Source organism: Antarcticirhabdus aurantiaca, from assembly GCF_009765365.1.
Classification (GTDB): Bacteria; Pseudomonadota; Alphaproteobacteria; order Rhizobiales; family Rhizobiaceae; genus Antarcticirhabdus; species Antarcticirhabdus aurantiaca.
Genome location: NZ_VTOM01000019.1, coordinates 11,859 through 38,759 on the forward strand (window position 1 = coordinate 11,859; position 26,901 = coordinate 38,759).

25 protein-coding genes and 1 tRNA gene are annotated in these 26,901 nt (G+C 69.8%); 8 read left to right on the forward strand and 18 right to left on the reverse strand.

What is annotated here, in order from left to right; all coding sequences use genetic code 11:
- Positions 1-40: 40 nt before the first annotated feature.
- The 6 genes from FZN60_RS20355 to FZN60_RS20380 all read right to left on the reverse strand — a co-directional run bounded on the left by FZN60_RS20355 (position 41) and on the right by FZN60_RS20380 (position 7,768).
- Positions 41-973 carry a helix-turn-helix transcriptional regulator gene (locus tag FZN60_RS20355; RefSeq protein ID WP_158875353.1) on the reverse strand — a complete coding sequence of 311 codons (933 nt, stop codon included), beginning with the start codon at positions 971-973 and terminating at the stop codon, positions 41-43.
- A 609-nt stretch (positions 974-1,582) separates the two neighbouring features.
- Positions 1,583-2,674, reverse strand: coding sequence for an ABC transporter ATP-binding protein (locus tag FZN60_RS20360; RefSeq protein ID WP_158875354.1), 1,092 nt, complete (start codon positions 2,672-2,674; stop codon positions 1,583-1,585).
- Positions 2,675-4,621 carry a glycoside hydrolase family 127 protein gene (locus FZN60_RS20365; protein ID WP_158875355.1) on the reverse strand — a complete coding sequence of 649 codons (1,947 nt, stop codon included), beginning with the start codon at positions 4,619-4,621 and terminating at the stop codon, positions 2,675-2,677.
- Positions 4,622-4,650: 29 nt separating this feature from the next.
- Positions 4,651-5,532 (reverse strand): carbohydrate ABC transporter permease, encoded by an 882-nt coding sequence (locus tag FZN60_RS20370; RefSeq protein ID WP_158875356.1) that lies wholly within the window; start codon positions 5,530-5,532, stop codon positions 4,651-4,653.
- Complete coding sequence (locus FZN60_RS20375) at positions 5,529-6,464, reverse strand: carbohydrate ABC transporter permease (protein ID WP_158875357.1); 936 nt, start codon at positions 6,462-6,464, stop codon at positions 5,529-5,531. Before FZN60_RS20375 ends, FZN60_RS20370 begins: the two co-directional genes overlap by 4 nt.
- A 59-nt stretch (positions 6,465-6,523) precedes the next feature.
- Positions 6,524-7,768, reverse strand: a complete 1,245-nt coding sequence (locus FZN60_RS20380; protein WP_158875358.1) for an ABC transporter substrate-binding protein — start codon at positions 7,766-7,768, stop codon at positions 6,524-6,526.
- A gap of 155 nt (positions 7,769-7,923) precedes the next feature.
- Between FZN60_RS20380 and FZN60_RS20385 the strand changes: the two genes are divergently transcribed.
- Together FZN60_RS20385 and FZN60_RS20390 are read left to right on the forward strand one after the other, a co-directional pair.
- Complete coding sequence (locus FZN60_RS20385; protein WP_158875359.1) at positions 7,924-8,943, forward strand: LacI family DNA-binding transcriptional regulator; 1,020 nt, start codon at positions 7,924-7,926, stop codon at positions 8,941-8,943.
- A gap of 209 nt (positions 8,944-9,152) precedes the next feature.
- Positions 9,153-9,377 carry a hypothetical protein gene (locus FZN60_RS20390; protein WP_199266608.1) on the forward strand — a complete coding sequence of 75 codons (225 nt, stop codon included), beginning with the start codon at positions 9,153-9,155 and terminating at the stop codon, positions 9,375-9,377.
- A 478-nt stretch (positions 9,378-9,855) separates the two neighbouring features.
- On the opposite strand, the gene FZN60_RS20395 is transcribed toward FZN60_RS20390, so the two are convergent.
- The 4 genes from FZN60_RS20395 to FZN60_RS20410 all read right to left on the reverse strand — a co-directional run bounded on the left by FZN60_RS20395 (position 9,856) and on the right by FZN60_RS20410 (position 13,965).
- Positions 9,856-9,930, reverse strand: a tRNA-Gly gene (locus FZN60_RS20395).
- A gap of 167 nt (positions 9,931-10,097) precedes the next feature.
- Complete coding sequence (locus tag FZN60_RS20400) at positions 10,098-11,723, reverse strand: sensor histidine kinase (RefSeq protein WP_246727020.1); 1,626 nt, start codon at positions 11,721-11,723, stop codon at positions 10,098-10,100.
- Positions 11,724-11,776: 53 nt separating this feature from the next.
- Positions 11,777-13,222, reverse strand: a complete 1,446-nt coding sequence (locus FZN60_RS20405) for a dihydrolipoyl dehydrogenase family protein (protein ID WP_158875360.1) — start codon at positions 13,220-13,222, stop codon at positions 11,777-11,779.
- Complete coding sequence (locus tag FZN60_RS20410) at positions 13,219-13,965, reverse strand: TVP38/TMEM64 family protein (RefSeq protein ID WP_158875361.1); 747 nt, start codon at positions 13,963-13,965, stop codon at positions 13,219-13,221. Before FZN60_RS20410 ends, FZN60_RS20405 begins: the two co-directional genes overlap by 4 nt.
- Positions 13,966-14,316: 351 nt before the next feature.
- Between FZN60_RS20410 and rpmH the strand changes: the two genes are divergently transcribed.
- From rpmH to yihA, 4 genes are read left to right on the forward strand one after another with little or no spacing between them, the layout of a single operon-like run.
- Positions 14,317-14,451 carry a 50S ribosomal protein L34 gene (gene rpmH, locus FZN60_RS20415; RefSeq protein ID WP_099554074.1) on the forward strand — a complete coding sequence of 45 codons (135 nt, stop codon included), beginning with the start codon at positions 14,317-14,319 and terminating at the stop codon, positions 14,449-14,451.
- 34 nt (positions 14,452-14,485) lie between these two features.
- Positions 14,486-14,872 carry a ribonuclease P protein component gene (gene rnpA, locus FZN60_RS20420; protein WP_422570119.1) on the forward strand — a complete coding sequence of 129 codons (387 nt, stop codon included), beginning with the start codon at positions 14,486-14,488 and terminating at the stop codon, positions 14,870-14,872.
- A 37-nt stretch (positions 14,873-14,909) separates the two neighbouring features.
- Positions 14,910-16,739: a membrane protein insertase YidC gene (gene yidC, locus FZN60_RS20425; protein ID WP_158875450.1), complete on the forward strand. Its 1,830-nt coding sequence runs from the start codon at positions 14,910-14,912 to the stop codon at positions 16,737-16,739.
- 5 nt (positions 16,740-16,744) lie between these two features.
- Entirely contained in the window at positions 16,745-17,455 is a 711-nt protein-coding gene (gene yihA / locus FZN60_RS20430) for a ribosome biogenesis GTP-binding protein YihA/YsxC (RefSeq protein WP_158875362.1), read from the forward strand.
- Here yihA and FZN60_RS20435 read toward each other — a convergent pair.
- Positions 17,452-17,892 carry an NUDIX hydrolase gene (locus tag FZN60_RS20435; RefSeq protein WP_158875363.1) on the reverse strand — a complete coding sequence of 147 codons (441 nt, stop codon included), beginning with the start codon at positions 17,890-17,892 and terminating at the stop codon, positions 17,452-17,454. The two genes, yihA and FZN60_RS20435, sit on opposite strands and share 4 nt — an antisense overlap.
- Positions 17,889-18,602 carry a TetR/AcrR family transcriptional regulator gene (locus FZN60_RS20440; protein ID WP_246727021.1) on the reverse strand — a complete coding sequence of 238 codons (714 nt, stop codon included), beginning with the start codon at positions 18,600-18,602 and terminating at the stop codon, positions 17,889-17,891. Before FZN60_RS20440 ends, FZN60_RS20435 begins: the two co-directional genes overlap by 4 nt.
- A gap of 93 nt (positions 18,603-18,695) precedes the next feature.
- Between FZN60_RS20440 and FZN60_RS20445 the strand changes: the two genes are divergently transcribed.
- Positions 18,696-19,886, forward strand: coding sequence for an HlyD family secretion protein (locus FZN60_RS20445; RefSeq protein ID WP_158875364.1), 1,191 nt, complete (start codon positions 18,696-18,698; stop codon positions 19,884-19,886).
- A gap of 41 nt (positions 19,887-19,927) precedes the next feature.
- Positions 19,928-21,577, forward strand: a complete 1,650-nt coding sequence (locus FZN60_RS20450; protein ID WP_158875365.1) for a DHA2 family efflux MFS transporter permease subunit — start codon at positions 19,928-19,930, stop codon at positions 21,575-21,577.
- A gap of 55 nt (positions 21,578-21,632) precedes the next feature.
- On the opposite strand, the gene FZN60_RS20455 is transcribed toward FZN60_RS20450, so the two are convergent.
- The 6 genes from FZN60_RS20455 to FZN60_RS20480 all read right to left on the reverse strand — a co-directional run bounded on the left by FZN60_RS20455 (position 21,633) and on the right by FZN60_RS20480 (position 26,855).
- Positions 21,633-22,088, reverse strand: a complete 456-nt coding sequence (locus FZN60_RS20455) for an arsenate-mycothiol transferase ArsC (protein ID WP_158875366.1) — start codon at positions 22,086-22,088, stop codon at positions 21,633-21,635.
- 40 nt (positions 22,089-22,128) lie between these two features.
- Entirely contained in the window at positions 22,129-22,614 is a 486-nt protein-coding gene (locus FZN60_RS20460; RefSeq protein ID WP_158875367.1) for a UPF0262 family protein, read from the reverse strand.
- Positions 22,615-22,627: 13 nt separating this feature from the next.
- A complete protein-coding gene (gene hisD, locus FZN60_RS20465) occupies positions 22,628-23,947 on the reverse strand; it encodes a histidinol dehydrogenase (RefSeq protein WP_422570120.1) in 1,320 nt (439 codons plus the stop codon).
- Positions 23,948-23,981: 34 nt separating this feature from the next.
- Positions 23,982-24,449 (reverse strand): DUF2948 family protein, encoded by a 468-nt coding sequence (locus tag FZN60_RS20470; protein WP_158875452.1) that lies wholly within the window; start codon positions 24,447-24,449, stop codon positions 23,982-23,984.
- A gap of 74 nt (positions 24,450-24,523) precedes the next feature.
- Positions 24,524-25,876, reverse strand: coding sequence for an O-antigen ligase family protein (locus FZN60_RS20475; RefSeq protein WP_158875369.1), 1,353 nt, complete (start codon positions 25,874-25,876; stop codon positions 24,524-24,526).
- Positions 25,845-26,855, reverse strand: a complete 1,011-nt coding sequence (locus tag FZN60_RS20480; protein ID WP_246727022.1) for a glycosyltransferase family 2 protein — start codon at positions 26,853-26,855, stop codon at positions 25,845-25,847. Before FZN60_RS20480 ends, FZN60_RS20475 begins: the two co-directional genes overlap by 32 nt.
- Positions 26,856-26,901 lie beyond the last annotated feature (46 nt).

Sequence of the window (26,901 nt, forward strand, 5' to 3'; positions counted from 1 at the left end):
TGCACAATGGCGGGGACTGGCAGCGACGAGCGCGACCCGCTCAGTGAAGGCGCCGGCTTCGCTTGGTCTCGGACGGGAGGTGCCCGAAGCGCTCGCGATAGCGGCGGCTGAAGTCGCTGAGATGCAGAAAGCCCCAGCGATAGGCGATCTGGCTGATCTGGATGCTCGGATCGACATCCGTCATGAGGTCCTGGTGAGCCTTGTCCAGCCGGTGCTCGGTGATGGTCTGGACGACCGTCTTGCCCAGCTCCTTTCGGAACAGGGTCTGCAGGGAGCGCACGCTCAAGCCTGCGGCGGCCGCGATGTCGGCGAGGCGCAGGCGTCCGCCGATATGGGCGTCGATGAAGTCGAGCGCCGTGCGAAGGCGGCGCGAAGGCGGAAGCGGCTGCTTGTCGGGCTCCCGGTGGGGCTGGCGCGGCCAGGCACCGAGAAGCTGATACAGCATGACCTCGCGCAGCAGGCCCAAGGCGTCGCCCTCCTCCTCTCCGCCGGCCGGCGCGAGGGCTCGCCGATGGGCGATCATCAGCGAGCGCATGAAGGCGCGAACACCGGGGATGGCGAGGTCCGCCACGGGCGCGAAATCGGGCAGGCAGCCGGGCTCTCCGCCTTCCAACGCCTGGAAATGTCTCGCCAGCATCGGGCGCTCGATGGTGGTGGCGATGGCTTCGAAGCCGCTCGACACTTCCTCCTCCCGCTCGGGCGTGAAGGTCTGGAGGATGCCGACGCCCGGATGGGCCAGAACCATGCCGTCCGCGTTGCGACGCGTGAGGTGGCCGTTCATGACGAAGCGGACCGAGACCACGGCGCGGTCGATCCAGGGGGTTGTGACGAAGCCGTTCGAGGACCGCGTCGTCCAGATGTGCATGTTCCCCAAGTCGCGCCCGTCGATGCAGAGGTCGACGACGCCGGGCCGAGCGGCACGGAATTCGAGCGGCGTCTTCCGCGACGCGCTGAGGTTCTCGGCGTCCCGCATGTTCTCGACTCGATGCAGAAATTGGATCGCCCGAACAACGGGAGGAATTTCGCTATAAATCGACTGATCCATCACCATTCACGGCAGAGCCGAGCACGAAAACACTTCGACGACTGCGCGATCTTAGGTGCTTGCCGCAGCGATGTGAAGGCAGTCGCGCTTACATTCGCGGCCGAATAGTTATCGCATATCGCCGTTGCATCGAAAATTACCACGGAAACCTGATCATTGCAGGATTTGATAATATCATATGATCAAGCCATTTGCGGATGTGCCTCGATGCTACTGTAGATTGCTGACGAGTATCAGGCCGAAGGATCGCGTGATTTCTTTCACCCGACGCGACACCTGTTCCTGAGGCCCAGGCGGCTCGTGGAAGCACGCATCGTCATCGAGAGCCGGCGCGGCTACCAGAACACCGAGCGCATCCGAGCCTGGTCTATCGCCTGCCGGCACCGGCCGCGGTGCCGTGGCTGGCTGCGCCGGCGCAACCCGCTTCGCCGGCTGCCTCGCCCGTCGCCGACAAGCCCACGAGGCATGAGATTCGAGCCGGGCCACCGAACGGGACGGGCCAGAAGGCAGCTTGCTCAAGCCTTGGCGGGGATCGTTTCAGAGTGCCCGGCCGCTCGCGGCATCGAAGAGGTGCATTCGGTTCATGTCGAGGTGAAGCGTCATGGAGCTGCCGGCGGCCGGCGCGTGCTCGGGTTCGATCGAGGCGCAGAGCGTCGCGCCCGCGAGGTCGAAATAGATCATTGTCGCGGCGCCGAGCGGCTCGACGAGATCCACCGTCACCTCCAGCGCAACGGCGCCCGCCCGCCCGCCCGTACCCGACATCGCCTCCGGGCGGATGCCGAAGACGACCGGCTCGTCGGCATGGGGTCGGTAGCGAGCCCATTTTGCTTCGGGCACGCGGAGGACTAGCCCGTCGGCGAGAACGAGGACGAGGTCGTCGCCGCTGATTTCCAGCCGCGCGTCGAGGAAGTTCATCGAGGGCGATCCGATGAAGCCGGCGACGAAGCGGCTGGCCGGGTGGTGGTAGAGTTCCTGCGGCGGCCCGGCCTGCTCGATGAGGCCGGCATTCATCACGACGACGCGGTCGGCCATGGTCATGGCCTCGATCTGGTCGTGGGTGACGTAGACGGTGGTGGTCGGGATCAGCTGGTGCAGCCGCTTGATCTCCGTGCGCATCTGGACGCGCAGCTTGGCGTCGAGGTTCGACAAGGGCTCGTCGAACAGGAAGACCTTGGGGTTGCGGACGATGGCGCGGCCCATGGCGACGCGTTGCCGCTGGCCGCCGGAGAGCTGGCCCGGCCGGCGGTCGAGAAGCGCGCCGATGTGGAGCGTTTCGGCGGCCCGGCGCACGCGCGCCTCGATCTCCGCCCGCGGCATCCTCTGCTGCTCCAGGCAGAAGGACATGTTCTCCGCGACAGACATGTGCGGGTAGAGGGCGTAGTTCTGGAACACCATGGCGATGTCGCGCTCGCCCGGCTGGAGGCGGTTCACCACCCGCCCGTCGATGGCGATCTCGCCGCCCGAGATGTGCTCCAGTCCCGCGATCATCCGGAGCGTCGTCGACTTGCCGCAGCCGGACGGCCCGACGAAGACCACGAACTCGTTGTCGGCGATGTCGAGGTCGACGCCCCGCACCGCCTCGTAGTTGCCGTAGGACTTGATGACCCGTTTCAGCTCAAGCCGCGCCATTCACGCCTCCAACAGCCAGACCTGCATGGCGCCGGGCTCCCGGTTCGCCCAGAGGTGATAGGGGATCGCCCGGAAGGGCCTGGGGGTGAGGGCCGGGCGCGACGTTCGGTAGAGGTCGAGGCCCCAGCCCGACGCGGCGGCCTCCAAGGCCTCGCCTTCCAGCACCACCGCGCCGCCGAGAAGGTCGGCGTCGAAGCGCGGCTCGACCGGTGCGCCGGCGGACAGCCGAAGGCGCTGCGGCTCGGTTCCGACGTCCGTCTCCTCGACGCAGTAGACCACCGGTCCGCGGCGCAGCGCGACGCGGCCGGCGTCCTCCCCAGCGGCGGGATGGGCGTAGAGCCGGTCGACGGGCATGGCGAGGTGGAGCCGGATCTCGTCGCCGTTCGCCCAGCTTCGCTCGATCCGGGCATAACCCTTGGCGGTCGCGGCAGCGAGGTCGACCGCCTCGCCGTTGACCGAGAGCCGTGCCTCCCGGCACCAGCCGGGAATGCGCAGCGAGATCGCGAAGCGGGACGCCTCCGCCAGGGTCAGCCGCAGGCGGATGTCGCCGTCCCAAGGGTAGCGCGTTTCCTGGCGCAGGCGCACGAAGCGAGCGCCGACGTCGAGCTCGGCGCTGCTCTCGGCGTAGAGGTGGACGGCGAGCTCGTCGTCCTTGGCCGTGTAGACGTACTGGCCGAGCGAGGTGAGGAGGCGGGCGATGTTGGTCGGGCAGCAGGGGCAGTAGTGCCAGGTCCAGCGGCGGTGCTGGCCGTGGCTCTCGAGGACGTTTTCGTAGAAGTAATGCTCGCCGTCGCGCGAAATGCCCGACAGCGCGCCGTTGTAGAGGAGGGTCTCCAGCCGGTCGGTGAAGCGCGCGTCGAGGTCGATCTGCGCCATGCGGTGCGTCCAGAAGCCGAGCGCCACCGCCGCGCAGGTCTCGGCATAGGCGGTCTCGTTGGGCAGGTCGAACTCGCGCGTGAAGCCCTCGTTGGACGCGGAAGGGCCGAGGCCCCCGGTCACGTAGAGCTGGCGGCCGACGAGATTGTCGAAGAGGCGATCGCACGCCTCCTTCAGCGTCGGGTCGTTCGTCTCGCAGGCGAGGTCGGCCATGGCGGAGAACAGGTACATGGCGCGGACCGCGTGGCCCTCAACGCGGGTCTGCTCGCGCACCGGCTGGTGGGCCTGGCTGTAGGCGTAGGTCTGATAAACGTAGGCCGCGGGGTCCTCGCCGCGCCGACGCGCCTCCTCGTCGTAGTAGGAGGGCATGCGCCCGCGCTCGTCGACGAAATAGGCCGCGAGCTTCAGGTGGCGGGGATCGCCGGTGACGCGCCAGAGCTTCACGAGCGCGATCTCGATCTCCTCGTGGGCGTCATAGCCCCGCAGCTTGCCGGGCTCCGTCCCGAAGGTGTCGATGATGTGGTCGACGGCGCGGATCATCACGTCGAGGAAGCGGCGCTTGCCCGTCGCCTCGAAGTAGGCGACCGCGCCTTCCAGGAGGTGGCCCATCGAGTACATCTCGTGGAGGTCGCGCAGGTTGGTCCAGCGCTTCTCCGGCTCGCGGCGGATGAACCAGCTGTTGAGGTAGCCGTCCGCCATCTGGCCGGAGGCGAGCTTCTCGACGATGCCGTCGATCTTGGCCTCGATCTCCGCGTCGGGATGGGACTTCAGGGCGTAGCTCGCCGCCTCGATCCACTTGCCGAAGTCGGAATCGAAGAAGTGCTGCATCGACAGGCCGCTCGGCTGGATCGGCCGGACCAGCGGGGCCGGCGGCTTGTCGAAGTCGAGGACTTCGAGAAAGCCCTCCTCTTGCAGCCTCTTGTACTGGGTCGGCACCGTCACCTCGCGCGCCGTCCGCGTCCAGCTTTCCCAGAAGCCGCCGGTGAAGGCGACCTTGGCGGGATCGGCGGGCACGAAGCGCGCGGAGGAGCGCTCGCCGCCGGCGAGGGCGGATCGGGGAAGGCTGGACATGACGGCTCCTCGGCGCGCGCGGGCGCGAATCACTTCACGGCGCCGGCGGTGAGGCCGCGCACGTAGTAGCGTTGCAGAGACAGGAAGAGGACGATGCAGGGCACCATGGTCACGGTGATGCCGGCCTGCAGCGCACCCCAGTCGATGATGCCGTAGATGCCGGAGGACACGTTCACCAGCATGATCGGCAGCGTGAACTTGTTCTGGTCGGACAGGAAGATCAGCGCCGCCAGGAACTCGTTCCAGGAGTTGAGGAAGGCGAACATCGCCACCGTCGCGACGCCCGGCAGGGCGATCGGCAGCATGATGCGCCTGAGGATCGTCCACTGCGAGGCGCCGTCGATGCGCGCGGCTTCGATGAGCGCGCGCGGCACCGCGTCGAAGGCGTTGCGCATCATGAAGATCGAGAAGGGCAGCTGGAAGGTGACGTAGATCAGGACGAGGCCGAACAGCGAATTCTGGAGCCGCAGCCACTTCAGGATGAGGAAGAGCGGGGTGAGGATCGACTGGAAGGGGATCATCATCGTCGCCATGACGAGGACGAAGAGCAGCGTCTGGCCGGGAAATCGGAACTTGGAGAAGCCGTAGCCGGCGGGCACCGCGACCAGCACCGTCAGGGCGACGGTCCCGAGCGCGACGACGACCGAGTTCGCAGCATAGCTCGTCCATCCCGCGCCGACGCCTTCGAGGCGGCGATAGTTCTCCAGCGAGAAGGCCGAGGAGACGAGCGAGACCGGATCGGCGAGGGCCTCCGCCGCCGGCTTGAAGGAGTTGGCGATCGACCAGACGATCGGCATCAGGAAGAACAGGGCGACGAGCCCGGCGACGAGGACGAACAGCGCGTAGCGCACGGTCTCGCCGCCGGCCTCGTCGCGACGCAGGATGGGCTTGGAGGCGTTCGCGAGGGTCATCCGTCCTCCGGGCGCCGGCGCATGAAGGTGAGCTGGATCGAGGAGATGGCGACGAGGACGACGAGGAGCGCGAAGGACATCGCCGCGCCGTAGCCGAGCCGGTAGGAGGAGAAGGAGGCGAGATAGATCGAGAACACCGCCGAGATGGTCGAGTTGCTCGGGCCTCCTTGCGTGATGATGAAGAACTGGTCGAAGGCGAGCATCGAGGATGTGACGTTGAGGACCAGCGCGAGCAGGATCGAGTTGCGCATGAGCGGCAGGGTGATCCGCCGGAAGCGCGCCCAGGGACCGGCGCCATCGATCCGTGCCGCCTCGGTCAGGTCGTCCGGGATGCTCTGGAGGCCGGTCAGCAGGATCACCATGGTGAAGCCCGCGGTCTTCCAGACCACCATCAGGATGATGACGCCGAGCGCCGGCCAGAAACTCTCCAGCGGGCGCGGGGCGGAATCGATGAGGCCGATGCCGCGCAGCAGCTGCGCGAAGACGCCGCTGTCGGGGTTGAGCAGCCACATCCACAGCGTCGAGGCCGCGCCGAAGCCGATCACCACGGGCATGAAGTAGATGGTGCGGAAGAAGCCGGCCGCCCGGAGCGGCCGGTCGACCAGAAGGGCGAGGGGCAGCGCCACCGCCATGATCGCGGCGGTGACCAGCACCGTGTAGAGCGCCGTGAAGCCGAGCGCGCGCCAGAACTGAACGTCCTCGATCAGCTCGGCATAGTTGGCGAGGCCCGCGAAGCGGATGCGCCCGAGCAGCGGCCAGTGATGGAAGCTCATCCACACCGTCATGGCGAGGGGGATGAGGAACAGGAGCAGGATGAACAGGAGGCTCGGCAGGATGAAGGCGAGGCCGAGCCAGCCCTGAGGCTCGCCCTGGGTGTCCGCCCCTCTCGCGACCCGTTCGGGCCGTATCGACCGCTCGGCTGTGATCGTCATGGTCGCACTCGCGCAACGGCGGGGCAGGGGAGCGGGCGGCGGGAACCGCCCGCCGCGTCTCAGGGGTTCGTGCGCTCCAGGATGCGGGTGAACTCGCCCTGCGCCGTCGCGATCGCGCCGTCGACGTCCTCGCCGAAGATCGCGCCTTGGATGAGGTTCACGAAGGGACCGGTGCGGCTGACGAAGAGCTCGTCCGAGGCGAAGGTGTAGGGCGTGTGCGCTTGGGCCAGGACGTCGTAGGCGACAAGGTTGCGCGGATCGAAGCTCGCATAAGCCTCCTTCGCGAGGTCGGTGCGCGCGGGCATGCCCGACTCCTTCGTCGCGTAGACCTGGTTTTCCGGCTCCATGTAGAAGTCGACGAAGTCGAGGAGGACGCGCTTCTTCTCCTCGTCCACCCCCGCCATCAGGGCGAGCGTGTCGCCGCCTGCGAAGCTCGAGGCCCCGCCCGTCGGCCCGGGGATCGGCGCGACCTGGAACTTCACGTCCGGATACTTGCTGTCGAGAAGGTTCACGATGTAGGAGCCGGTCATCAGGATGCCGACCTTGCCCGAGGCGAAGGCCTCGACCGCGTTGTTGCCGTTGCCGGAGCGGGAGGTCGGATGAATGGCGCCGGCCTTCCACATGTCGCGATAGGCGGCGATCGTCTCGCGCATCGCGGGGGTGTCGACGGTCGCCTCGCGCCCGTCCTCGCTCAGGATGTCGGCATCCGCCGCCCAGAGATGGGGCAGGAAGTCGTAGATCAGCCAGCTCCCGGAATTGGCGACGAAGTAGAAGCCGTAGGTCTCGTTTCCGAGGGCTGCGATCTTCTTGGCGCTCTCGGCGATCTCGTTCAGCGAGGCCGGGGCCTTGGCGGGGTCGAGGCCGGCCTTCTCGAAGAGGTCGGTGTTGTAGGCGATGATCGAGGCGTCGGGCAGCGCGGGCACGCCGTAGATCCGGTCCTCGTAGGTCGCGAGGCGGATGTGCGAGGGGCTCATCGCCTCGGCATAGGGGCGGCTCTTCACGAAGTCGGTGATGTCCTCCAGCCCCTCGTTGGCCGCGAAGGTCGGGAGATAGATGAGGTCGAGCACGGCGCCGTCGGGCGGCGTGCCGCCGGCAAGCGCCGCGCCGAGCTTGGGGACCATCTGCTCGGCGGTGATGGCCGTCACGGTGACCTTGTCGGGCCGCGCGGCGTTGTAGCGCTCCGCCAGGCCCTCCAGCACCGCGGCCGAGGAGGTGCGCACCCAGAGCGTCGCCTCCGTCGCACCGGCAAGGGCGGTCGTCGCGAGCAGCGTGACGGCGGCAAGGGCACCTGTGATCTTCAACATCGGAACTCCCCTCGGGTTCGGGTGTCTGCGGTGAGCGGCGGGCGTGCGGAACCGATCGCTCGATCGGCTTCTGCCGCGGCGTCTTCTGCTTGCTAAAAGGTTTCGACAGGCGGGAACGCTATGATAAAAGGTTTTAGCTCGCAAGTGGGGCGGAGATGAATCGGAGCCCTGACCTGAACCGCCGCCGCACGATCCGCGACGTCGCCACCGCGGCCGGCGTCAGCATCTCGACGGCTTCCAACGCCCTGAACGACACCGGCCGGATCAATGCCGAGACGCGCGAGCGCGTGCGCCGCATCGCCAAGGAGATCGGCTTCCGCCCGAACGCGGCGGCGCGCAGCCTGCTGGGCGGGCGGAGCCACACGGTCGGCATCATCACCAACGACACCTATGGCCGCCTCGTCCTGCCGATGACGGCGGGAGTGTCGGAGGTCCTTCTGGAGGCGGGCGTCTCGGTCTTCCTGTGCCCGACCAACAACGACCCGCGCCTCGCCCACCTGCATCTCGAGGCGCTGCTCGACAAGCAGGTGGACGGGTTGATCTTCACCGCGACGCGGCTCGACCTCGAGCCGCCGCCCGCGCTCGCCGACCTGCCGATCCCGATCGTCCACGCCTTCTCGGAGGGACCGCCCGAGCGCGTCTCCTTCGTGCCCGACGACGCGCAAGGGGCGGAACTCGCGGTGCGGCACCTCCTCGCCTGCGGCCACCGGCGGATCGTCCACGTCACCGGCGAAGAGAACTACGTCGTCGCGCACCGCCGCGCCCAGGCCTATCGCGCGCTGGTGAGTCCCGAGGCGCGCGTGATGTTCGGCGAATGGACGGAGGAATGGGGGCGCGAAGCGGTGGAGATCCTGTTCGCCGGCGATGGCGAGAAACCCGGCGCGCTCTTCTGTGGCAGCGACGAGATCGCGCGCGGCGTCATCGACGCGTTGCGCGACCGGCGCATCCGCGTGCCGGACGATGTCGCCGTGATCGGCTTCGACAACTGGGAAGTGGTGGCCCGCCAGACGCGTCCGCCGCTCTCCTCGATCGACATGGAGCTGAAGACGATCGGGCGCCGCGCCGGCGAGGCGGTCCTTGCCCTGTGCCGCGGCGAAACGGTGCCGCCCGGCATCAATCGCATCGCCTGCAGGCTCGTACCTCGCGACTCCTGCGGTCGCGCCGACCATGACTGATCTGCTCCGAACACCGCGTCGGCTTCGGCTTCCGAAAGACCGGAGCAATAGGTCAGCGTGCCGATCGGCGTCGAAGCTGCGCGCCGAACCACACTCCGTTCGTCAGGAAACGCGATTCGCGCGAGTATCTGTACAGTTCTACTAGTTCGACGGGCGGGGTCCAGCGCTTCAAGAGCGGTGCCCATGGCGCCAATCATGCGTTCGCAGCGATGATCGGCTATGTCCAGGACCAGGATATCTTACATTGGCAGCGCGAGCTCGGCATTTGGATCGATGACTTGGCGGTGAACGCCGCCCCGCTCTGGAGCTCCAACGACCGCCTGGAACTCGAAGATCACAACCCAGCCCAGCGACGTGCCATCTTCAAGTCCCGTCATACCCGCGCCAACGGGCTCGATACGATCGTGATGCGACATCTTTGGATCGAGATGTGATGGTGCTGCCCACACGACGATCGACGTCAGCGCAATGCGCACCGAGCCTGCTGACGCTTCACCTAGTTGATAAAGATCCGCGCTTTTGTCCCTATCTCGACGAGACCGTAAATGTCCGGAAGCTCGATCTGCCTGCCAACGCCTCGAATGTCCGTCGCGCTATAGTCTTCGAGCTGAGCAAGATCGTGCATGACAGAATGGCAGCTTTCGAACGGACGGTCAGCCACGCTAAACTGCCAATCTAGGCGCAAAGCAGCCAGTTTTCCTCGTCTGCCGGTCATAGATGTCAAGCGAAGATTGAACTCTCTCGACATCGCGACGCCATATCAGGCGCCTGGAACCTGCGTGTAACCCCGCTGTAACCACGGCCCGTCCAGCCGCCAAACTCTGCCCACAGCGCGCGCGACTTCAACCGCTCGGCCAAACGCAAAAAGCCCGCTGCGGCAGGCATTTAGATCGTCGGTTACTGAGAGAAAATTGGAGCGGGCGAAGGGATTCGAACCCTCGACCCCAACCTTGGCAAGGTTGTGCTCTACCCCTGAGCTACACCCGCCCGCTCCCCGCATCTGGCGCCACCGGCGCCGCGGATGGCGGCTATATCGCCCAAAGCCCGGAGGATTGCAACACCCAAATGACAGTCGCCCGCGAAAGAAGTGCAAGTGTTTGAAACGACGATAGTTTCTCGGGTGCGGTACGCTTGTTTCCGGCCGTGGGGCCGGGTCAGGTCGAGGGCTCGGGAGGAGGGTGGCCGGCAGCCTCGGTGGCGTGCGCGTCGGCCGGGATCGCTCGGTCCTGGGCGCCTGGCGCGGGCGGCCGGGCGCGGGGCCTCTCGGCCTCCGTCGGCGCGAGGAGCGCGCGCGCGAAGGCGGCGGAGGGGAGGCGGATCTCGAAGCGCGTGCCGGCGCGGTCGCGGTCGACGAGGCCGATCTGGCCGCCGTGGCCGCGCACGATCTCGGCCGCGATGGCGAGGCCGAGGCCGGTGCCGCCGGAGCGGGCCGAGCCGCGAAAGGCGCGGAAGAGGTTCTCGCGCGCCCGCACCGGCAGGCCCGGCCCCGTGTCCTCGACGCCGATGCGCGCGCCGTTTGCCCCCTCGCGCACGGCGTCCACGGTGATGCGGCGCACGATCGCCGGGTCGTCCTGGCCTTCCAGCGCCTGGACGGCGTTGCGGCACAGGTTCGACAGGACGCGGAAGAACTGGTCGGGATCGACGTCGACCTCGAAATCCTCCGCCACGGCGTTGTTGAAGTCGATGCCGGCCTCCTCGGGCACGGCGAGCGTTTCGAAGACCTCGGCGACGAGAAGGCGCAGGCGCACGCGCCGCCGGGCGGGCTCGGCCTCCACCGCCCGGCCGTAGGCGAGCACCGAGCGGGTGTAGTCGAGGGCGCGGTCGAGCGAGCGGATGAGAAGCGGCGCGAAGCGCTGCACCCGCGGGTCCGGCAGGTCGGAGAGACGGTCGGACACGAGCTGGGCCGAGGCGAGGATGTTGCGCAGGTCGTGGTTGATCTTCGAGACGGCGAGGCCGAGCTCGGCGAGATGACGCTGCTCGCGCAGCGTGCGGGACAGCTGGGCCTGCATGGCCGCGAGCTCGGCCTGGGCGATGCCGATCTCGTCCCGGCGCGGCTCGGGCTCGAGGATGCGCGAGGCGTCCTCCGGGTCCTCGGCGAAGGCGACCATCGCCCGCGTCATCCGCTCGATCGGCCGCACGAGAGCCGTCGTGATCGCGGCGTAGACGAGAAGCGCCACGAAGGTCGCGATGGCGAGCGAGAGAAGGAAGATGTTGCGCGCGTAGTCCAGAAGGGCGCGGCGCAGCGGCGCGTCGGGCATGACGATCTCGGCCGTCGCCTCGCCGCCGGCGATGGGGCCGCTGACGCGCAGCGTCTCGTCGCCGCCGATCAGCAGGGTGCGGAAGGTCGAGCGGATCGCTTCCAGCGGGCCGAGGGTGGACAGGTCGATCTTGCGGTCCGGGACCGGCACGGTCTCGGCGCGGGCGAGGAGGCGCGCGGCACCCCCCGAGGAGATGGCGACGAGCTCGGATTCCAGCATGCCGAGGAGCTCGGCCTGCTGGGCCGGCTCGATGACGCTGCCCTCCTCGGCGCTGGTCATGTCGGCGGCGAGTCCCGCCACGGCCGCCGATTCGATGCGGGCGCGCAGCCACTCCGTCTGGAAGTGCGCGACGGAGGGCACGAAGATCAGGATCTCGGCCGCCATCACCGCGAGCGCGGTGAACAGGAGGAGGCGCACCGACAAGGGCCGCCGCGCGCGGGCGCGCCGCGGCCCGGCGGGCGCTTGCGCACCCGTCCCGCCCGGCGTCGTCGCCTCGCCGCCGCTCTCCGTCTCGTCCCGCACCCGTCCCCCATCTGAGCCGCCCGTGCGCCGACGCCATCGGGGCGGCGGCCGCTTCAGCCGAACCGGCGAAGAAACGAAACGGTTGCGCGCACCAGTCGGCGCGCCGCGTAGGGGCGAAAATAGGCGCTCGCGGCCCGCCTTCCAATTTCCGCGATCGTGGGATAGGGCGCGACGAAGCCGGACAGGTCCCGCAGGCCCATGCGCCTCGACAAGGCGAGGGCGAAGAGGCCGGTCGCCTCGTCGGCGTGGAGGCCGGTGATCCCGACGCCGAGGAGCCGGCCGCGCCGGCCCACAACGAACTTGGCGAGGCCGTCCGTGCGCGCCTGCGTCCAGGCGCGGTCGCTCTCGGTGAAGGGAACCGCGATCACGCGATGGTCCAGGCCTCGCGCCCGCGCTTCCGCTTCCGTCAGGCCGACCTGGCCGAGCGGCGGGTCGGTGTAGGTGGCGCGCGGAATCGCGCCCGGCCGCATCCGCGCCGGCAGGCGGAACAGGATGGGGCGCAGCACGAGTCCGCCCATGTGCCCGGCCGCATGGGTGAAGCGCGGCATGCCGGCCGCCGCATCGCCGACGGCATAGACGCGCCGGTTGGCCGTGCGCAGCGACGCGTCGACCCGGATGCCGTCGGCATTGTGGGCGATGCCCGCGACTTCGAGACCGAGATCGCCGGCGCGCACCTCGCGCCCGGCGGCGAGAAGCAGGTGGCTGCCCTCGACCGCCGATCCGTCACCGAGGTGGAGGTGGACGCCGCCGGGTGTCGCCTCGACGCGGACTGCTTCTGCGCCCTCTCGAAGAATGACCCCCTCGCGGACGAGCGCGGCGCGCACGATCGCGGCGAGGTCCGCGTCCTCGCGGGGCAGGCAGCGATTTCGCGCGATGAGCGTCACGGCCGAGCCGAGCCGCCGGAAGGCCTGCGCGAGCTCGGCGCCGACCGGGCCGCCGCCGAGGATCACGAGGTGGCGGGGCAGCTCGGCAAGGTCGAACACCGTCTCGTTGGTGAGGTAGGGAACAGTATCGAGGCCGGGCAGGTCGGGGATGCGCGGCCGCGAGCCGGTGGCGAGAACGAAGCGCCGGGCGCGGATCGTGGTGGTGCCGGCGAGGAGGGCGTCCGCCGACACGAAGCGCGCCTGCGTCCGGATGACGGTGACGCCCAGGCCCTCGAAGCGCGCCTGCGAGTCCGCTGGCTCGATCGCTTCGATCGCGCCGCGGACATGGGCGCGAACAGCGGCGAAGTCGACCGCCGGCTCGCCGGCCGAGACCCCGAAGCGGCCTGCCTCGCGCGCGCCCTGCGCGGCGGCCGCGGCGGCGAGGAGGGCCTTGGAGGGCACGCAGCCGTAGTTCAGGCAGTCGCCGCCCATCGCCCCGCGCTCGACGAGGACGACGGACGCGCCGAAGGCGGCCGCGCCGGCCGCGGCGGTGAGGCCGGCGGCGCCCGCGCCGACGACGCAAAGGTCCGGGGTGAGGACGGTGCCGGCGGCCGGGGAGGGGGAGAAGCGGCTCACGGGGCGCTCGCGTCGGGTCCGGCCGGCCGGCGGGGCTTCAGCACCAGGGCCTTGAGGACGAGGCCGAGAAGGGCGAGGGCGGCGAGGCCGAGGAGCGCCGCGCGCGCCTGCGGCGTGACGAGGTCGGCAAGGGTCGCCGCCTCGCCCCGGGCCGCGGCGGCCGCGAGCGCGCCGTCGAGGCCGGCGCCCAGCGCGCTGTAGACGAAGGTGCCGGGCACGATGCCGATCAGCGTCGCGAGCGCGAAGGTCGCGAGGCGCACGTCGAAGAAGGCCGGCGCGACGTTGACGACGAAGAAGGGAAAGACCGGCGTCAGGCGCAAAACGAGGAGATAGGTGAAGGCGTCGCGGCTGAAGCCGTCCGCGAAGCGGCGGATGCCCTCGCCCGCGTGGCGACGCAGGAGGCCGCCGAAGGCGTGCCGCGCGGCCAGGAACAGGAGCACCGCGCCGATCGTCGCCGAGAAGACGGCGAGGGCGCCGCCGAGGAGCCAGCCGAAGACGAGGCCGCCGGCAAGCGTCAGAAAGGTCGCGATCGGCAGGACGAACAGGACCGACAGGACGTAGGCGAGAACGAAGCCCCCGGCGGACAGCAGCGGGTGCTCCGCCACGAGCGCGTCGAGCGCTCCTCGGCGGGCGGCGAGCCCCTGCGGCGACAGGACGGTGCGCCAGTCGAACCAGGCGGCGAGGGCGACACCGACGGCGAGAAGAAGAAGGAGCGGCGCGCCGCGCCGGAGAACCTGTTTCATGGCTGGGCCGACATCGTCCGGCGCTCCTTGGCTGGCTGCCGCGTCGACGAGGCGGCGCCGCGCCCGACCACATGGAGCGGAGGAGGGCGGGGCGCGAGGTCGATCGGCGGCGCGGGCGCGCTTTTCACGCCGGAGTGACGCGGAGGCGCTTCGACGTGATCGGCGCGATCCCGGCGGCGCCGGCGCGGGACTGCCGGCGCGCGATTGACTTTCCACAGGGCTTTCCTCATAAGCCGGGCGACGAGCGGCGCCCTTGGCCGCGCGCCCTTCGGCGTGCGCGTCAAACACCTGCCGCCAACTTTCTGACCGACCATCATCAAGAGGTCCGCGGGGCCGCCGCGGAATCGACCCATGAAGCGCACCTATCAGCCCTCCAAGCTCGTCCGCAAGCGCCGCCACGGCTTCCGCTCGCGCATGGCCACCGTCGGTGGCCGCAAGGTCATCGCCGCTCGCCGCGCGCGCGGCCGCAAGCGCCTTTCGGCCTGAACTTGACGGGCCGGCGCGCAGGCGCGCGTCGCCCGTGACCGCCGGCCGCATGCGCAAGCGGGCCGAGTTCCTCGCCGCGCGCGGGGGCAAGCGCCTGCAGGGGCCGCACTTCCTCGTCGAGGCGCGCGACCGCGGCGACGGCGAGGCGCCCCGCTTCGGCCTGACGGTGACGAAGAAGATCGGCAACGCGGTGGTGCGCAACCGCATCCGCCGCCGCCTGCGCGAAGCGATCCGCACCGGCGCGGCGGACGGCATGGCCGAGGGCTACGACTACGTCGTGGTGGCGCGCCGGGACCTTCTCGACCTGCCTTTCGAGACGATCAGGGCCGAGCTGGCGCGCCGCTTCTCGCGCGTGCGCGCTCGCGCAGACGGCGACTCCGCGCCGGACACCCGCCCCAAGGATCGGGCCCGCGCGGTTTGAACGAACGGCGCGCGAGCGCCCACGGGATACGGGAATGATGGAAAACAACCGCAACTTCCTCATCGCAATGGCTCTTTCCATCGCGGTGCTCGTGGGTTGGCAGTACTTCGTCGTCAGCCCGCGCGTGGATGCGCAGCGCCAGGCCGAGGTGGTCGGCGGCGTGCCGGGCACGCTGCAGGCCCCGCAAACGCCGGCCGGCACGGACCAGCAGAACCTTCCCGTTCCCGCCGGCACCGAAAGCGTCGCGACGGCCCAGGGCCCGGCCGGTTCGCCCGCCGCGCCGCAGACCCGCGAGGAGGCGCTGGCCGCAAGCCCGCGCCTGCCGATCGACACGCCCAGCGTCCAGGGCTCGATCAACCTGCGCGGCGCGCGGCTCGACGACCTGCGCCTGAAGAACTACCACGAGACGGTGGACGACAGCTCGCCCACCATCGTTCTCCTGAACCCGCAGTCCATGCCGACCGGCTACTTCGCCGAGTTCGGCTATGTCGGCCAGGGCGTCGAGGGCCTGCCCGGCCCCGACACCCTCTGGACGGTCGAGGGCGGCACGCCGACGCTGACCCCCGAGACGCCGGTCACGCTGACCGCGACCAACGCCTCCGGCCTCACCTTCGTGCGCCGCATCTCCGTCGACGACAACTTCATGTTCACCGTCGAGGACACGATCCGCAACGCCGGTGCCGGGCCGGTCGACCTCACGCCCTACGGCCGCGTCGTGCGCTATTCCAAGCCGGAGCACGCGGCCGCCTACGTCATCTTCGAGGGCCTTCTCGGCGTCTTCGGCGACGAGGGCCTGAAGGAAGTCACCTATTCCTCCATCGAGGAGGACGGGAAGGTCTCCTACACCGCCGCCACCAACGGCTGGCTCGGCATCACCGACAAGTACTGGGCCGCGGCCATCGTGCCGGATGCGAGCCGGCCCTTCACGGCCAACTTCCAGTTCGCGACCCAAGGCCGCCCGTCCTATCAGACCGACTATGTCGGCGAGGCGGTGACGATCGCGCCGGGCGCCGAGGTGACGCTCACCCAGCGCTCCTTCGCCGGCGCCAAGGAAGTCGACGTCATCGAGAACTACGAGGAGAGCCTCGGAATCCGTCAGTTCGGCAACCTCATCGACTGGGGCTGGTTCTTCTTCATCACCCGGCCGATGTTCCACGCCATCGACTGGCTCTACAACCTCGTCGGCAACTTCGGCGTGGCGATCATCCTCGTCACCCTCGCCCTCAAGTTCGTCTTCTTCCCGCTCGCCAACAAGAGCTACAAGTCGATGGCGCGCATGAAGGCGGTGCAGCCGCAGCTCATGGAGCTGCGCGACAAGTTCAAGGACGACCGCGTCAAGCAGCAGCAGGAGATGATGCGGATCTACAAGGAGGAGAAGATCAATCCGGCGGCGGGCTGCTGGCCCATCCTCGTCCAGATTCCGGTTTTCTTCGCCCTCTACAAGGTGCTCTACGTCACCATCGAGATGCGGCACGCGCCCTTCTTCGGCTGGATCCAGGATCTCGCGGCGCCCGATCCGACGAGCCTGTTCAACCTCTTCGGCCTCCTGCCCTTCGCCGTGCCCGCCATGCTCCATATCGGCGTCTGGCCGATCCTGATGGGCATCACGATGTTCATCCAGATGCGGCTCAACCCGACGCCGCCCGATCCCACGCAGCAGATCGTGTTCACCTGGATGCCGGTGCTCTTCACCTTCATGCTGGCGTCCTTCCCGGCCGGCCTGGTGATCTACTGGACCGTCAACAACACGCTCTCGATCATCCAGCAGTCGGTGATCATGAAGCGGCACGGCGCCAAGATCGAGCTCTGGGACAACCTGCGAAGCATGCGGAAGTCCAAGGAAAAGCAAGGCGCGGCCAAGGGGTGACGCCGATGGCCGATACGCCCGACACCCGGAACGATGAGGCCGCCTCGAACGAGGCGGCCTTCGCGCTTCCCGAAGACGACCGTCGCTTCTTCGCCAAGCCCTGGATCTTCGTGCGCGGCGTGCCCTCCATGGAGTTCCTGCCGCCGGAGGGGCCGCCGGAGATCGCCTTCGCCGGACGCTCCAACGTCGGCAAGTCCTCGCTGATCAACGCGCTTCTCGGCCAGAAGGGGCTGGCGCGCACCTCCAACACGCCGGGCCGGACGCAGGAGCTGAACTTCTTCGTGCCCGACGGCTTCGCCGGCTCGGCCGCCGACCTGCCGCCCATCGCCCTCGTCGACATGCCCGGCTACGGCTACGCCCAGGCCCCCAAGGAGCAGGTCGACGCCTGGACGCGGCTCGTCTTCGACTATCTGCGCGGCCGCGCCCGGCTGAAGCGCGTCTTCGTCCTCGTCGATTCGCGCCACGGGCTGAAGCCCAACGACCTCGACGTCCTCGGCCTCCTCGACAAGGCGGCGGTCTCCTACCAGATCGTCCTGACCAAGACCGACAAGATCAAGCCGCCGGCGATCCCGAAGCTGATGGAAGCCACCGCCAAGGCCATCGCCAAGCGCCCGGCCGCCCATCCCGAGATCCTCTCGACCTCGTCGGAGAAGGGACGCGGCCTCGACGAGCTGCGCGCCGCGATCGCCGGTTTCGCCGAGCGGCGCTCGGCTTAAAGCCCGATCCGCTCGGCCAGGCCCGTGGGGTAGAGCGCGATCTCGCCGCGCCGCAGCCGGTCGAGCGCGAACCAGCGCGCGATCGCGGGAACGCCGTCCTCGAAGGCGACCGGCGCGTCGAGGGGAAGCACCCGGTCGAGGATGCGCACCGGCGCGGCGAAGACGATCTCGTGCCCCTGCACGCCTTCGTGGACGAACAGGTTCTCGATCGCGATCCACGGCCCGGTGATCGCCACCGTGCAGGTCAGTTCCTCGCGGAACTCGCGGATCAGCGCCGCGTCGCGCGTTTCCCCGAACTCGATCTCGCCGCCGAGCGGGCGCACGCCGGTGAGCTGCCCCGCATCGTTGCGCACCTCCGCCGCGAGGAGGTGCCCCTCGCGCGTGGCGAGGCCGATCGCGAGGACGCGGATCGACTGCCGCGGGCGCCAGTGCGTCATCGCTTCGGGCCGTAGCCCGCCATGAACAGTCGGACCGCGCTGTTCACCGCGGCGTCGATCTCTTCCGTCGTCGGCTCCTCGGTCACGCCGCCGAACAGGCGCGGGCGGAACAGCCCGGCCATGGACAGTTCGGTGAACTGGAAGGCCGCGCGCATCGGATCGTCGACGGCGAGCGTGCCGGCCCGCGTCGCGCGGGTGAGATAGTCGGCCAGAAGCCGGGCGCCGCGCTGCATCCCTTCCGCGTGGAAGCCCCGGCCGACATCCGGCATGCGCTCGGCGACGCCGATCACCGTGCGGATCGCCTGGAGCACCTTGCGGGAGGTGAGCTTCGTCGCCACGCGCCGCCCGAAGAGGCCAAGCGTCTCGGCCGGCCGCGACGGGTCGTCGAAGAGCTTCTGGATCTCGGCGAAGTAGCGCTCGCGCTCCTCGGAGACGAGGCAGGAGAACAGCTCCTCCTTCGAGCGGAAATAGACGTAGAGCGTCGACTTCGACACGCCCGAGGCCTTCACCACGTCGTTCATCGAGGCCGCGTCGAAGCCCTGGCCCGCGAAGACGCGGGAGGCACCGTCGAGGATCTGCCGGCGCTTGGCCGGGTCCTCGCCCGCCGCGGGACGCGGCGTGGGAAGCGCGTCGGCCTCGGGCTCGGCGTCGAGAACGGGAGCGGATGCGGTTTTCAGCTCGTGAACCATGGAATGACGCGTGGACGACATCGGCGCGGGGCCGCGCCGCTTCGGTATTGAAATGGCCGTTCGACCGAGCTATGTCAACGTCGAACCGAACGGTTCGGTTCGATTGAGGCTTCCATGTCCGACAGCGCCGCTCCTGCTTCCGCCACCCCTGCTGCGACCGGCGCGCCAGCGCCCAAGAAGCGCCGCTCGGTGATCAAGCCGATCCTCCTTCTCGCCGTCCTCGCAGCCGGCGGCACGGCCGGCTTCCATTACGGCCGCGAGTACTGGCTGGACGGGCGCTTCCTCGTCTCGACCGACGACGCCTATGTCGCGGCCGACATGACGATCCTGTCGCCGAAGATCTCCGGCTACGTCGACGCGGTGCTGGTGTCGGAGAACGCCCGCGTTCGCGCCGGCGACGCGCTGGTGCGCATCGATACCGGCGACTACGACCTGGCGCTGCGCCAGGCCGAGGCCAAGCTCGACACCGAGCGCGCCGCGATCGCCAGCCTCCAGGCGCAGCGCAAGGCCGCGGACGCCCAGGTGGGCGAGGCGGAGGCCAACCGCCAAGCGGCCAATGCCACGCTCGATCAGGCGCAGCTCGACTACGGCCGCGCCGCGAGCCTCGCCAAGTCCGGCGCCGGCGCCAAGTCCCAGCTCGACCAGGCGACGAGCGCCCTGCAGACGGCGCGCGCCAAGCTTGCCGGGGCCGAGGCGGCGATCGCGTCCGCGAAAGCGAACGTCGGCGTCCTCGACGCGCAGGTCGGCGAGGCGCGAAACGTTCTCGGCGAGCTGGAGCTCGCCCGCGACAAGGCGACGCGCGATCTCGGCTTCGCGGTCCTCACGGCCCCCTATGACGGCATCGTCGGCAACCTCGCCGTCCAGCCGGGCGACTTCGTGTCGGCCGGCAAGCGGCTGGCCGCCATCGTGCCGGCGAACGGCGTCTTCATCGACGCCAACTTCAAGGAAACCCAGCTCCAGCACATCGTCGCCGGCGAAGAGGTGCGCATCGAGATCGACGCGCTGCCCGGCCGCGAGCTGACGGGCAAGGTCGTTAGCCTGTCGCCGGCCTCCGGCTCGGTCTTCTCGCTGCTGCCGCCCGACAATGCGACGGGCAACTTCACCAAGGTCGTCCAGCGCGTGCCGGTGCGGATCGCCGTCGACCACGGGCCCGAGATGGCGCAGCTCCTGCGGCCGGGTCTCTCCGCGACGGTCGCGGTCGATACCCGGACCGCCCCGCTGCCCGGCGAGGCGCAGCCTCAGCCCGAAACACCGCCCGCCGCGTCCCCGTCCGAGCCGGCCGGCATCCCCGTCGCCGCGCGCTGAGGCGCGGCGCCCCTTTTCGCCCGACCATTTCGAGACCGCTTATGTCCGCCGCAGCCGCCGTGTCCGCCGGCGCGGCTCCGACGTCCCGTCAGGGCGCCGCCGCCGCAGCCGCCCCCGCTTCCGCGTCCCCGTCGGCGTCCGCCGCCGGTCCGGGCGACGCGATCTCGCCGCGCCGGATGATCGCCTTCCTGGCGATGGTGTTCGGCATGTTCATGGCGATCCTGGACATCCAGATCGTGTCGGCCTCGCTCGCCGAGATCCAGGCGGGGCTGTCGGCGTCCTCCGACGAGATCGCCTGGGTCCAGACGGCCTACCTCATCGCCGAGGTCATCATGATCCCGCTCTCCGGCTTCCTCGGCCGGATGCTGTCGACGCGGGTCCTGTTCACCGTTTCGGCGGCCGGCTTCACCGCGGCCTCGGCGCTCTGCGCCACGGCGACGAACATCGACCAGATGATCGTCTACCGCGCGATCCAGGGCTTCATCGGCGGCGGCATGATCCCGAGCGTCTTCGCCGCGGCCTTCACGATCTTTCCGCCGTCCAAGCGCGCTATCGTTTCGCCGATGATCGGCCTCGTCGCGACGCTCGCCCCCACCATCGGTCCGACGATCGGCGGCTATCTCAGCCACGCCTTTTCCTGGCACTGGCTGTTCCTGGTCAACGTGCCGCCCGGCATCCTCGTCGCGATCGCGGTGTGGAACCTCGTCGACTTCGACAAGCCGAACCTCAAGCTCTTCTCGAAGTTCGACTGGTGGGGGCTCCTCGGCCTCACCGCCTTTCTCGGCGCGCTGGAATACGTCCTGGAGGAGGGCCCGCTCAACGACTGGTTCGAGGACGAGGCGATCCTCGTTCTGGCGGTGGTCTGCGCCTTCGGCGGGATCCTGTTCTTCTGGCGCGCCTTGCGGGCGGCCGAGCCGATCGTCGACCTCTCCGCCTTCCGGAACCGAAACTTCGCCTTCGGCTCGCTGTTTTCCTTCGTGATGGGCATCGGCCTCTACGGCCTGACCTATCTCTACCCCGTCTATCTCGGGCGCATCCGCGGCTACGACTCGCTGATGATCGGACAGACCATGTTCGTGTCCGGCCTCACCATGTTCGTCATGGCGCCGGTCTCGGGCTTCCTGTCGGCGCGCATGGACCTGCGCGTGATGATGGCGATCGGCTTCCTCGCCTTCGGCTCGGGCACCTGGCTGATGAGCGGCATCACCCACGACTGGGACTTCTGGGAGCTGTTCATCCCCCAGATCCTGCGCGGCATCGGGCTGATGATGGCGATGATCCCGATCAACAACGTCGCCCTCGGCACGCTCTCGCCCGCGCAGATGAAGGGGGCGTCGGGGCTCTACAACCTCACGCGCAATCTCGGCGGCGCGGTGGGCCTCGCCGTCATCAACACGCTTCTCAACGACCGCGACGCGCTGCATTACGAGCGTCTCGCCGAGAGCGTGCGCTGGGGCAGCGCCGAGGCCGAGGAGCGCATCGCCTCGATGGCCGCCAATTTCGACGCGGCCGGGCTCGACGGTCAGGCCGTGGCGATCTCGCGCATGGCCGGCATCGTCAAGCGCGAGGCGATGGTGATGGCCTTCTCGGACGTCTTCCTGGCGCTCACCGCGCTCTTCGCCGTCCTGGTTCTCCTGTCCGTCTTCGTGGCCAAGCCCGCCCGCGCCGGCGGGGGAGGGGGCGGGCACTGATGCGCGCCGGCGGGCGGGCGCGGCCGGGCTCCGCCGCCGGTGCCGAGGCGCGCCGTCAGGGCGCGAGCAGGCGCTCGCGGATGCGGGCGGCGATGCGGTCGCGGACCTCGCGATAGCTGCCCATGATCTGGTCGCGCGAGCCGGTGGCGACCGACGGGTCCGGCATCGGCCAGAACTCGACCTCGACCGATTCCGTCCCCGTCGCGTCGAGAACGGCGTGGTGAGCCTCGGGCGCCATGGTGACGATGAGGTCGAAGTAGCTGTCCTCGAGGTCGTCGAGGCGCTGCGGACGCTTGTGGCCGAGGTCGAGCCCTTGTTCCGCCAGGACGGCGTCGACGAAGGGGTCGCGCTCGCCGAGCCGCACGCCCGCCGAGGTGACGTAGACGCCCGGCGGCAGCAGCGAGCGGGCGATCGCCTCGGCCATGGGCGAGCGGATGGCGTTCATGCCGCAGACGAAGAGGACCGAGCTGAGGCCGGTTCGCGCGGCCGGGCGTTCCACCGAGCCGCTCATGCGCCGGACGCGCGTCTCGAGCCCAGGCGCGCCAAGCGGCTCAGCTCCGCCAGTGCAGGGCGCAGATGAGGGTGAAGAGGCGGCGTGCCGTGTCCATGTCCACCTCGATCTTCCCGGCGAGCCGCTCCATCAGCGTCTGCGAGCCGTCATTGTGGATGCCGCGCCGGCCCATGTCGATCGCCTCGATCTGGGTCGGCGTCGACGAGCGGATCGCCTCGTAATAGCTGTCGCAGATCAGGAAGTAGTCCTTGATCACCCGCCGGAAGGGGGTGAGCGACAGGATGTGGAGGACGAGCGTCTCGCCCGCCTCGTCGCGGATGTCGAAGACGAGCCGCTTGTCGGCGATCGACAGCTTGAGCTTCAGGAGCTGCGGCTCAAGGCCGGCCGGCTGGAAGCTGTTGTCCTCGATGAGGTCGAAGATCGCCACCGCCCGCTCGTGCTCGACGTCGGGCGTGGCGCGCCCGATGGTCTCGTCGAGCTCGACGTCGATCAGCTTCGACTTGGGGGGAGAGGAGCCGTCGGCCATCGTGGTTCCGGCCTCAGGCGAGGTTCAGGCGGATGGCCGCCGAACGGGCATGGGCGTCGAGCCCTTCGGCGCGGGCGAGCGCGACCGCCGCCGGAGCGAGGGCGCGCAGCTGCTCGGGGCCGAGCTTCAGGATCGAGGTCCGCTTCATGAAGTCGAGCACCGAAAGGCCGGAGGAGAAGCGCGCCGAGCGCGCGGTGGGCAGGACGTGGTTGGAGCCGCCGACGTAGTCGCCGATGACTTCCGGCGTCCAGCGGCCGAGAAAGATCGCGCCGGCATTGGCGAGGCGCGGCAGAAAGGCTTCCGGATCCTCGACGGCGAGCTCCAGGTGCTCGGGCGCGATGCGGTTCGACAGGGCCGGCGCCTCGGCGAGGAGGTCGTCCACCACGATCACCGCGCCGAAGTCGCGCCAGGAGGCGCTCGCAGTGTCGCGCCGGGGCAGGAGCGCGAGCTGGCGCTCGACCGCCTGCGCGACGCTGCCCGCGAAGGTCGCGTCGTCGGTGAGGAGGATCGACTGCGCGGCGTCGTCGTGCTCGGCCTGGGACAGGAGGTCGGCGGCCAGCCAGTCGGGATCGTTGTTTGCGTCGGCGATCACGAGGATCTCGGACGGGCCGGCCACCATGTCGATGCCGACCTTTCCGAAGACCTGCCGCTTGGCGGCGGCGACATAGGCGTTGCCCGGGCCCGTGATCTTGGCGACGGGCGCGATCGTCCGCGTGCCGTAGGCCAGCGCCGCGACGGCCTGCGCGCCGCCGACGCGGTAGATCTCGGACACGCCCGCGATCCGCGCGGCGGCGAGCACCAGCGGGTTCAGCTGGCCGCGCATGGCCGGAACCGCCATGGCGATGCGGGTGACGCCCGCGACGCGGGCGGGCACGGCGTTCATCAGGACGGAGGAGGGATAGCTCGCCGTGCCGCCGGGCACGTAGAGGCCGACCGATTCCACCGCCGTCCAGCGGCTGCCGAGCTCGACGCCGAGCGCGTCGGTGTAGCGGTCGTCGGCGGGGCGCTGGCGGGCGTGGTGGCTGGCGATTCGGTCGTGGGCGAGCTGCAGGGCCTCCAGCGTGTCGCGCGGGGTCGCCTCGAAGGCCGCCTCGATCTCGCCTTCGGGAACGCGCAGCGTGTCCGGCGTCAGCTCCAGCGCGTCGAAGCGGGCGGTCAGCTCGATCAGGGCGGCGTCGCCCTCGCGGCGGACGCGCTCGATGATGGCCCGCACCGCCGCGTCGACGTCCACCGACGCCTCGCGCTTGGCATCGAGCAGCGCCTGGAAGGCGTCAGCGAAACCGGCCTCCCCGGACCGCAGCCATTGGGGCACGAGCGCTTTCCTTTCGTTCACGACGAGGCGATGCGCCACCGTCGCGGCGAACGCTTCAATCCGGCCGGTCGTGGTCCGGCCGTGCGGCGGTGGCCCAGGCGCCCCCGACATCCGTCAGTTGCGCCTCGATCACCTCGACGTCGAGCCTTATCGCGGACCCCGCGGCGAAGACAAGCTCGACGGTGCCCGAGGGCGCATCGCCCGGCAGGAACCGGATGTCGAGGAGCGAGAGCACGGCCTGCGGATCGGAAAAGGCGGGGCCGAGGCGCTTGGCGCCGAGCACCCGGTCGAAGTGGAGAACCGCGCGGCGGCGCTCGAAGGTCGGCGGCGCGGCCCGGCGAAAGAAGCCGCGGCGCTGCGGCTCCACGGCCTGTTCCCAGACGAAGCGGTTCATCGGCAGGATGAAGCGCTTCTCGGGGGCGAGGAACTGCAGTTCCTCCACCCGCGTCACCGCGTCCTGGCAGTAGGCCGACAGGATGCGCAGGTCGTCGGCGTCGATCGCCATGAGGCGCAAGGCGGGCATGATGAGGCGCGTCGCTCCGTCGAAGTACCATCGAGCCGACACTTAGAGGCTCGCGGCCCGTTTGCCACCGTTGATCAGGCGCCGGCTGCCGGCCTGTGGCGCGCCAGCATCCGAAGCCCCGCGACCGAGAGGAAAAGCATGATCCAGACGGGATTGGCCCGCGCGAACAGGAAGCTTTCCAGGAAGGAGTTGAGGAGGAGGTAGCACAGGATCATCAGGAACATGTCGGCGAGGCGCCGGCTCTGCAGGTCGGTGCCGGAACGGAGGTAATCGCGCAGCGGCAGCGCGACGAGCGTCAGGGTGGCGACCGCGAGGCCCGGCCAGCCGAGCGCGATGGCGACGTCGAGGAAGCCGTTGTGCGCGTTCGTCGCGCCGCGCGGGTCCCAGGCATAGTCCATGTAGGATTCGCCGCTTAGCACAACGGGCGTGCGCCAGAAGGATTCGAGCCCGAAGCCGGTCCAGCCCCGGCCTTCGAGGGCGCGCAGGCCGAAGTCCCAGATCTCGGTGCGGCCGGTGAAGGTCGTGCCCGGCGCGACGGCGTGGAGGAGATCGCGCAGCGCCGGCACCATCACCGAGCCGAGGGTGGCGAGCGCGGTGAGGGCGAGCATGGCGACGATGATCGCGACGGCGATCGCCCGCAGGCCCATCAGGCCCGGCACCACGACGAGGACGGCGACGATCGGCAGGAGGCCGAGCGCGGTCTTCGAGCCGGTCTTCAGGACGAAGAGCGCGCAGGCCGCGGCGATCACCAGGCCGGTGAGCCGGCTGCGGCAGCGCATGAGATAAAGGCCGACGAAGAACAGCGCGCCGAACACGGCGCCCGCGACGTTCTTGTGGCTGTAGATGCCGCGCCACAGGCCGGCCTGATGCGCTTCGGCGCCGACGGCCTGGTGGATGGCGGCCGTGGGCATGACGACGAGGCCGCCGTAGGACAGGGCGATCACGACGAGCGCCGCGACGCCGAGGCCGAGGCGGAAGTCGCGCTCGCTCGCCGGCAGGCAGAGCGCGCCGGTGACGGCGAGCATGGCCGCGATGGTGAAGAAGGCCGCGCGGGTGGACGCCGCGGGATCGATGGCGTGGAGCGCGGCGACCGCCAGCCAGCCGGCCATGGCGAGCCAGGCGGGCGAGAGCAGCGAGATCGCCGCCCGGCGCGGCGTCACCGTCAGGTGGCCGACGAGCGCGACGGCGGCAAGGCCGGAATAGCCGAGCTGGTTGACGAGGTTGCCCGTCGCCTCGACGCCCGCCGCCGAGGTCGCCTCGAAGGGCGTGAAGGTGACGAGGAGCGCGGTCAGGAGCCCCGCGCCCGCGACCAGCCGCAGGAGGCGCTCGCGCGACGCGCCGAGGTCGGGGCGCCGGTCGGCGCTGCCGCCCGCGGCGGCGGCGGGCCGCGGTGCCTCAGTTCTGCTCGGGACGGCGATACTGCTCATTGATCCGCCCGAACTCGGCGAGGAAGCGCCCGACCGCGACCTGCAGGGGGTAGAGCCCGATCAGCGCCGAGCGGGTGCGCCAGCCGAGCAGCGTGCCCCGAATCGGGGCGGCGAGAAGCAGGGCGGCGCTCTTGGCGAGGGTTCGAAGCCGGCCGGCGGGGCTCGCGTCGCGCCGGTGCTCGATCATCGAGGAGATCGCCCCGTTGCGCAGCGAGCGCGCGTTCAGCCAGGAGAACTCCGTGCGCCGCGCCGGCGTCGTTTCCTGGACCGCCGCCTCGGCGCACCAGGCGAAGCGGAAGCCCTTGTCGCGGCAGCGGGCGTAGAAGTCGCTGTCGCCGCCGCCGATGAAGTTGAAGCGGGTGTCGAGAAAGGGCGCGCCCATCGCCTCCAGGACGCGGCGGCGCAGGAGGACGTTGCCCGAGGAGTACAGGATCGGCACCGGCCCCGTCGCGCTGAAGTGCGGGGTGAAGACCGGGTGGCGCCGCGCCGCGCCGGCGCGCGCGCCCGGCTCGAACACGGCGCGCTGCGGGCCGCCGACGATGTCCGCACCCGTTGCCTCGGCGGTCGCGGCGAGGCGGGCGATCCAATCGGGCGGTGCCACCTCGTCGTCGTCGACGACGAGAAGGAAGGCCATGGCGGGGAAGCGCGAAAGCGCGGTTTTCCAGCCCGCATTGTAGGCCGAGCAGTTGCCGCGCTCGTGGGCGACGATCGCGTGGCCGGCGAGCATGCCCGATTCGAAGAGCGGGCGCGCGGCTTCGAGCCCCTCGCGCCGCTCGTCGTCGTTCTCGACGAGCACCACGGCGAAGGGCGGGGCGCCCGTTTGTTCGGCGAGCGAGCGCAGCGTCTTCAGGAGGTGGTCCGGCCGGCGGAAGGTCGGCACGCAGACGACGGCGCGAACGGCGTGCGGGTCGAGGCCGGGCGAGGTCAGGGCGAGCGTGATGGCCTGCGGCGTCGCGTCCATGCCGATCCCCGTGAGCATTCGTAGACCCCCACAATGGCGGGAAAAGTTGAACGAAACCCTCTGC

Excerpts from the sequence above, each read along its gene's own strand:
- FZN60_RS20355 (WP_158875353.1), bottom strand. The coding sequence starts at position 973 with ATGCGGGACGCCGAGAACCTCAGCGCGTCGCGGAAGACGCCGCTCGAA.
- FZN60_RS20360 (WP_158875354.1), bottom strand. The coding sequence starts at position 2,674 with ATGGCGCGGCTTGAGCTGAAACGGGTCATCAAGTCCTACGGCAACTAC.
- FZN60_RS20365 (WP_158875355.1), bottom strand. The coding sequence starts at position 4,621 with ATGTCCAGCCTTCCCCGATCCGCCCTCGCCGGCGGCGAGCGCTCCTCC.
- FZN60_RS20370 (WP_158875356.1), bottom strand. The coding sequence starts at position 5,532 with ATGACCCTCGCGAACGCCTCCAAGCCCATCCTGCGTCGCGACGAGGCC.
- FZN60_RS20375 (WP_158875357.1), bottom strand. The coding sequence starts at position 6,464 with ATGACGATCACAGCCGAGCGGTCGATACGGCCCGAACGGGTCGCGAGA.
- FZN60_RS20380 (WP_158875358.1), bottom strand. The coding sequence starts at position 7,768 with ATGTTGAAGATCACAGGTGCCCTTGCCGCCGTCACGCTGCTCGCGACG.
- FZN60_RS20385 (WP_158875359.1), top strand. The coding sequence starts at position 7,924 with ATGAATCGGAGCCCTGACCTGAACCGCCGCCGCACGATCCGCGACGTC.
- FZN60_RS20390 (WP_199266608.1), top strand. The coding sequence starts at position 9,153 with ATGATCGGCTATGTCCAGGACCAGGATATCTTACATTGGCAGCGCGAG.
- FZN60_RS20410 (WP_158875361.1), bottom strand. The coding sequence starts at position 13,965 with ATGAAACAGGTTCTCCGGCGCGGCGCGCCGCTCCTTCTTCTTCTCGCC.
- rpmH (WP_099554074.1), top strand. The coding sequence starts at position 14,317 with ATGAAGCGCACCTATCAGCCCTCCAAGCTCGTCCGCAAGCGCCGCCAC.
- yidC (WP_158875450.1), top strand. The coding sequence starts at position 14,910 with ATGGAAAACAACCGCAACTTCCTCATCGCAATGGCTCTTTCCATCGCG.
- yihA (WP_158875362.1), top strand. The coding sequence starts at position 16,745 with ATGGCCGATACGCCCGACACCCGGAACGATGAGGCCGCCTCGAACGAG.
- FZN60_RS20435 (WP_158875363.1), bottom strand. The coding sequence starts at position 17,892 with ATGACGCACTGGCGCCCGCGGCAGTCGATCCGCGTCCTCGCGATCGGC.
- FZN60_RS20440 (WP_246727021.1), bottom strand. The coding sequence starts at position 18,602 with ATGTCGTCCACGCGTCATTCCATGGTTCACGAGCTGAAAACCGCATCC.
- FZN60_RS20445 (WP_158875364.1), top strand. The coding sequence starts at position 18,696 with ATGTCCGACAGCGCCGCTCCTGCTTCCGCCACCCCTGCTGCGACCGGC.
- FZN60_RS20450 (WP_158875365.1), top strand. The coding sequence starts at position 19,928 with ATGTCCGCCGCAGCCGCCGTGTCCGCCGGCGCGGCTCCGACGTCCCGT.
- FZN60_RS20455 (WP_158875366.1), bottom strand. The coding sequence starts at position 22,088 with ATGAGCGGCTCGGTGGAACGCCCGGCCGCGCGAACCGGCCTCAGCTCG.
- FZN60_RS20460 (WP_158875367.1), bottom strand. The coding sequence starts at position 22,614 with ATGGCCGACGGCTCCTCTCCCCCCAAGTCGAAGCTGATCGACGTCGAG.
- FZN60_RS20470 (WP_158875452.1), bottom strand. The coding sequence starts at position 24,449 with ATGCCCGCCTTGCGCCTCATGGCGATCGACGCCGACGACCTGCGCATC.
- FZN60_RS20475 (WP_158875369.1), bottom strand. The coding sequence starts at position 25,876 with ATGAGCAGTATCGCCGTCCCGAGCAGAACTGAGGCACCGCGGCCCGCC.
- FZN60_RS20480 (WP_246727022.1), bottom strand. The coding sequence starts at position 26,855 with ATGCTCACGGGGATCGGCATGGACGCGACGCCGCAGGCCATCACGCTC.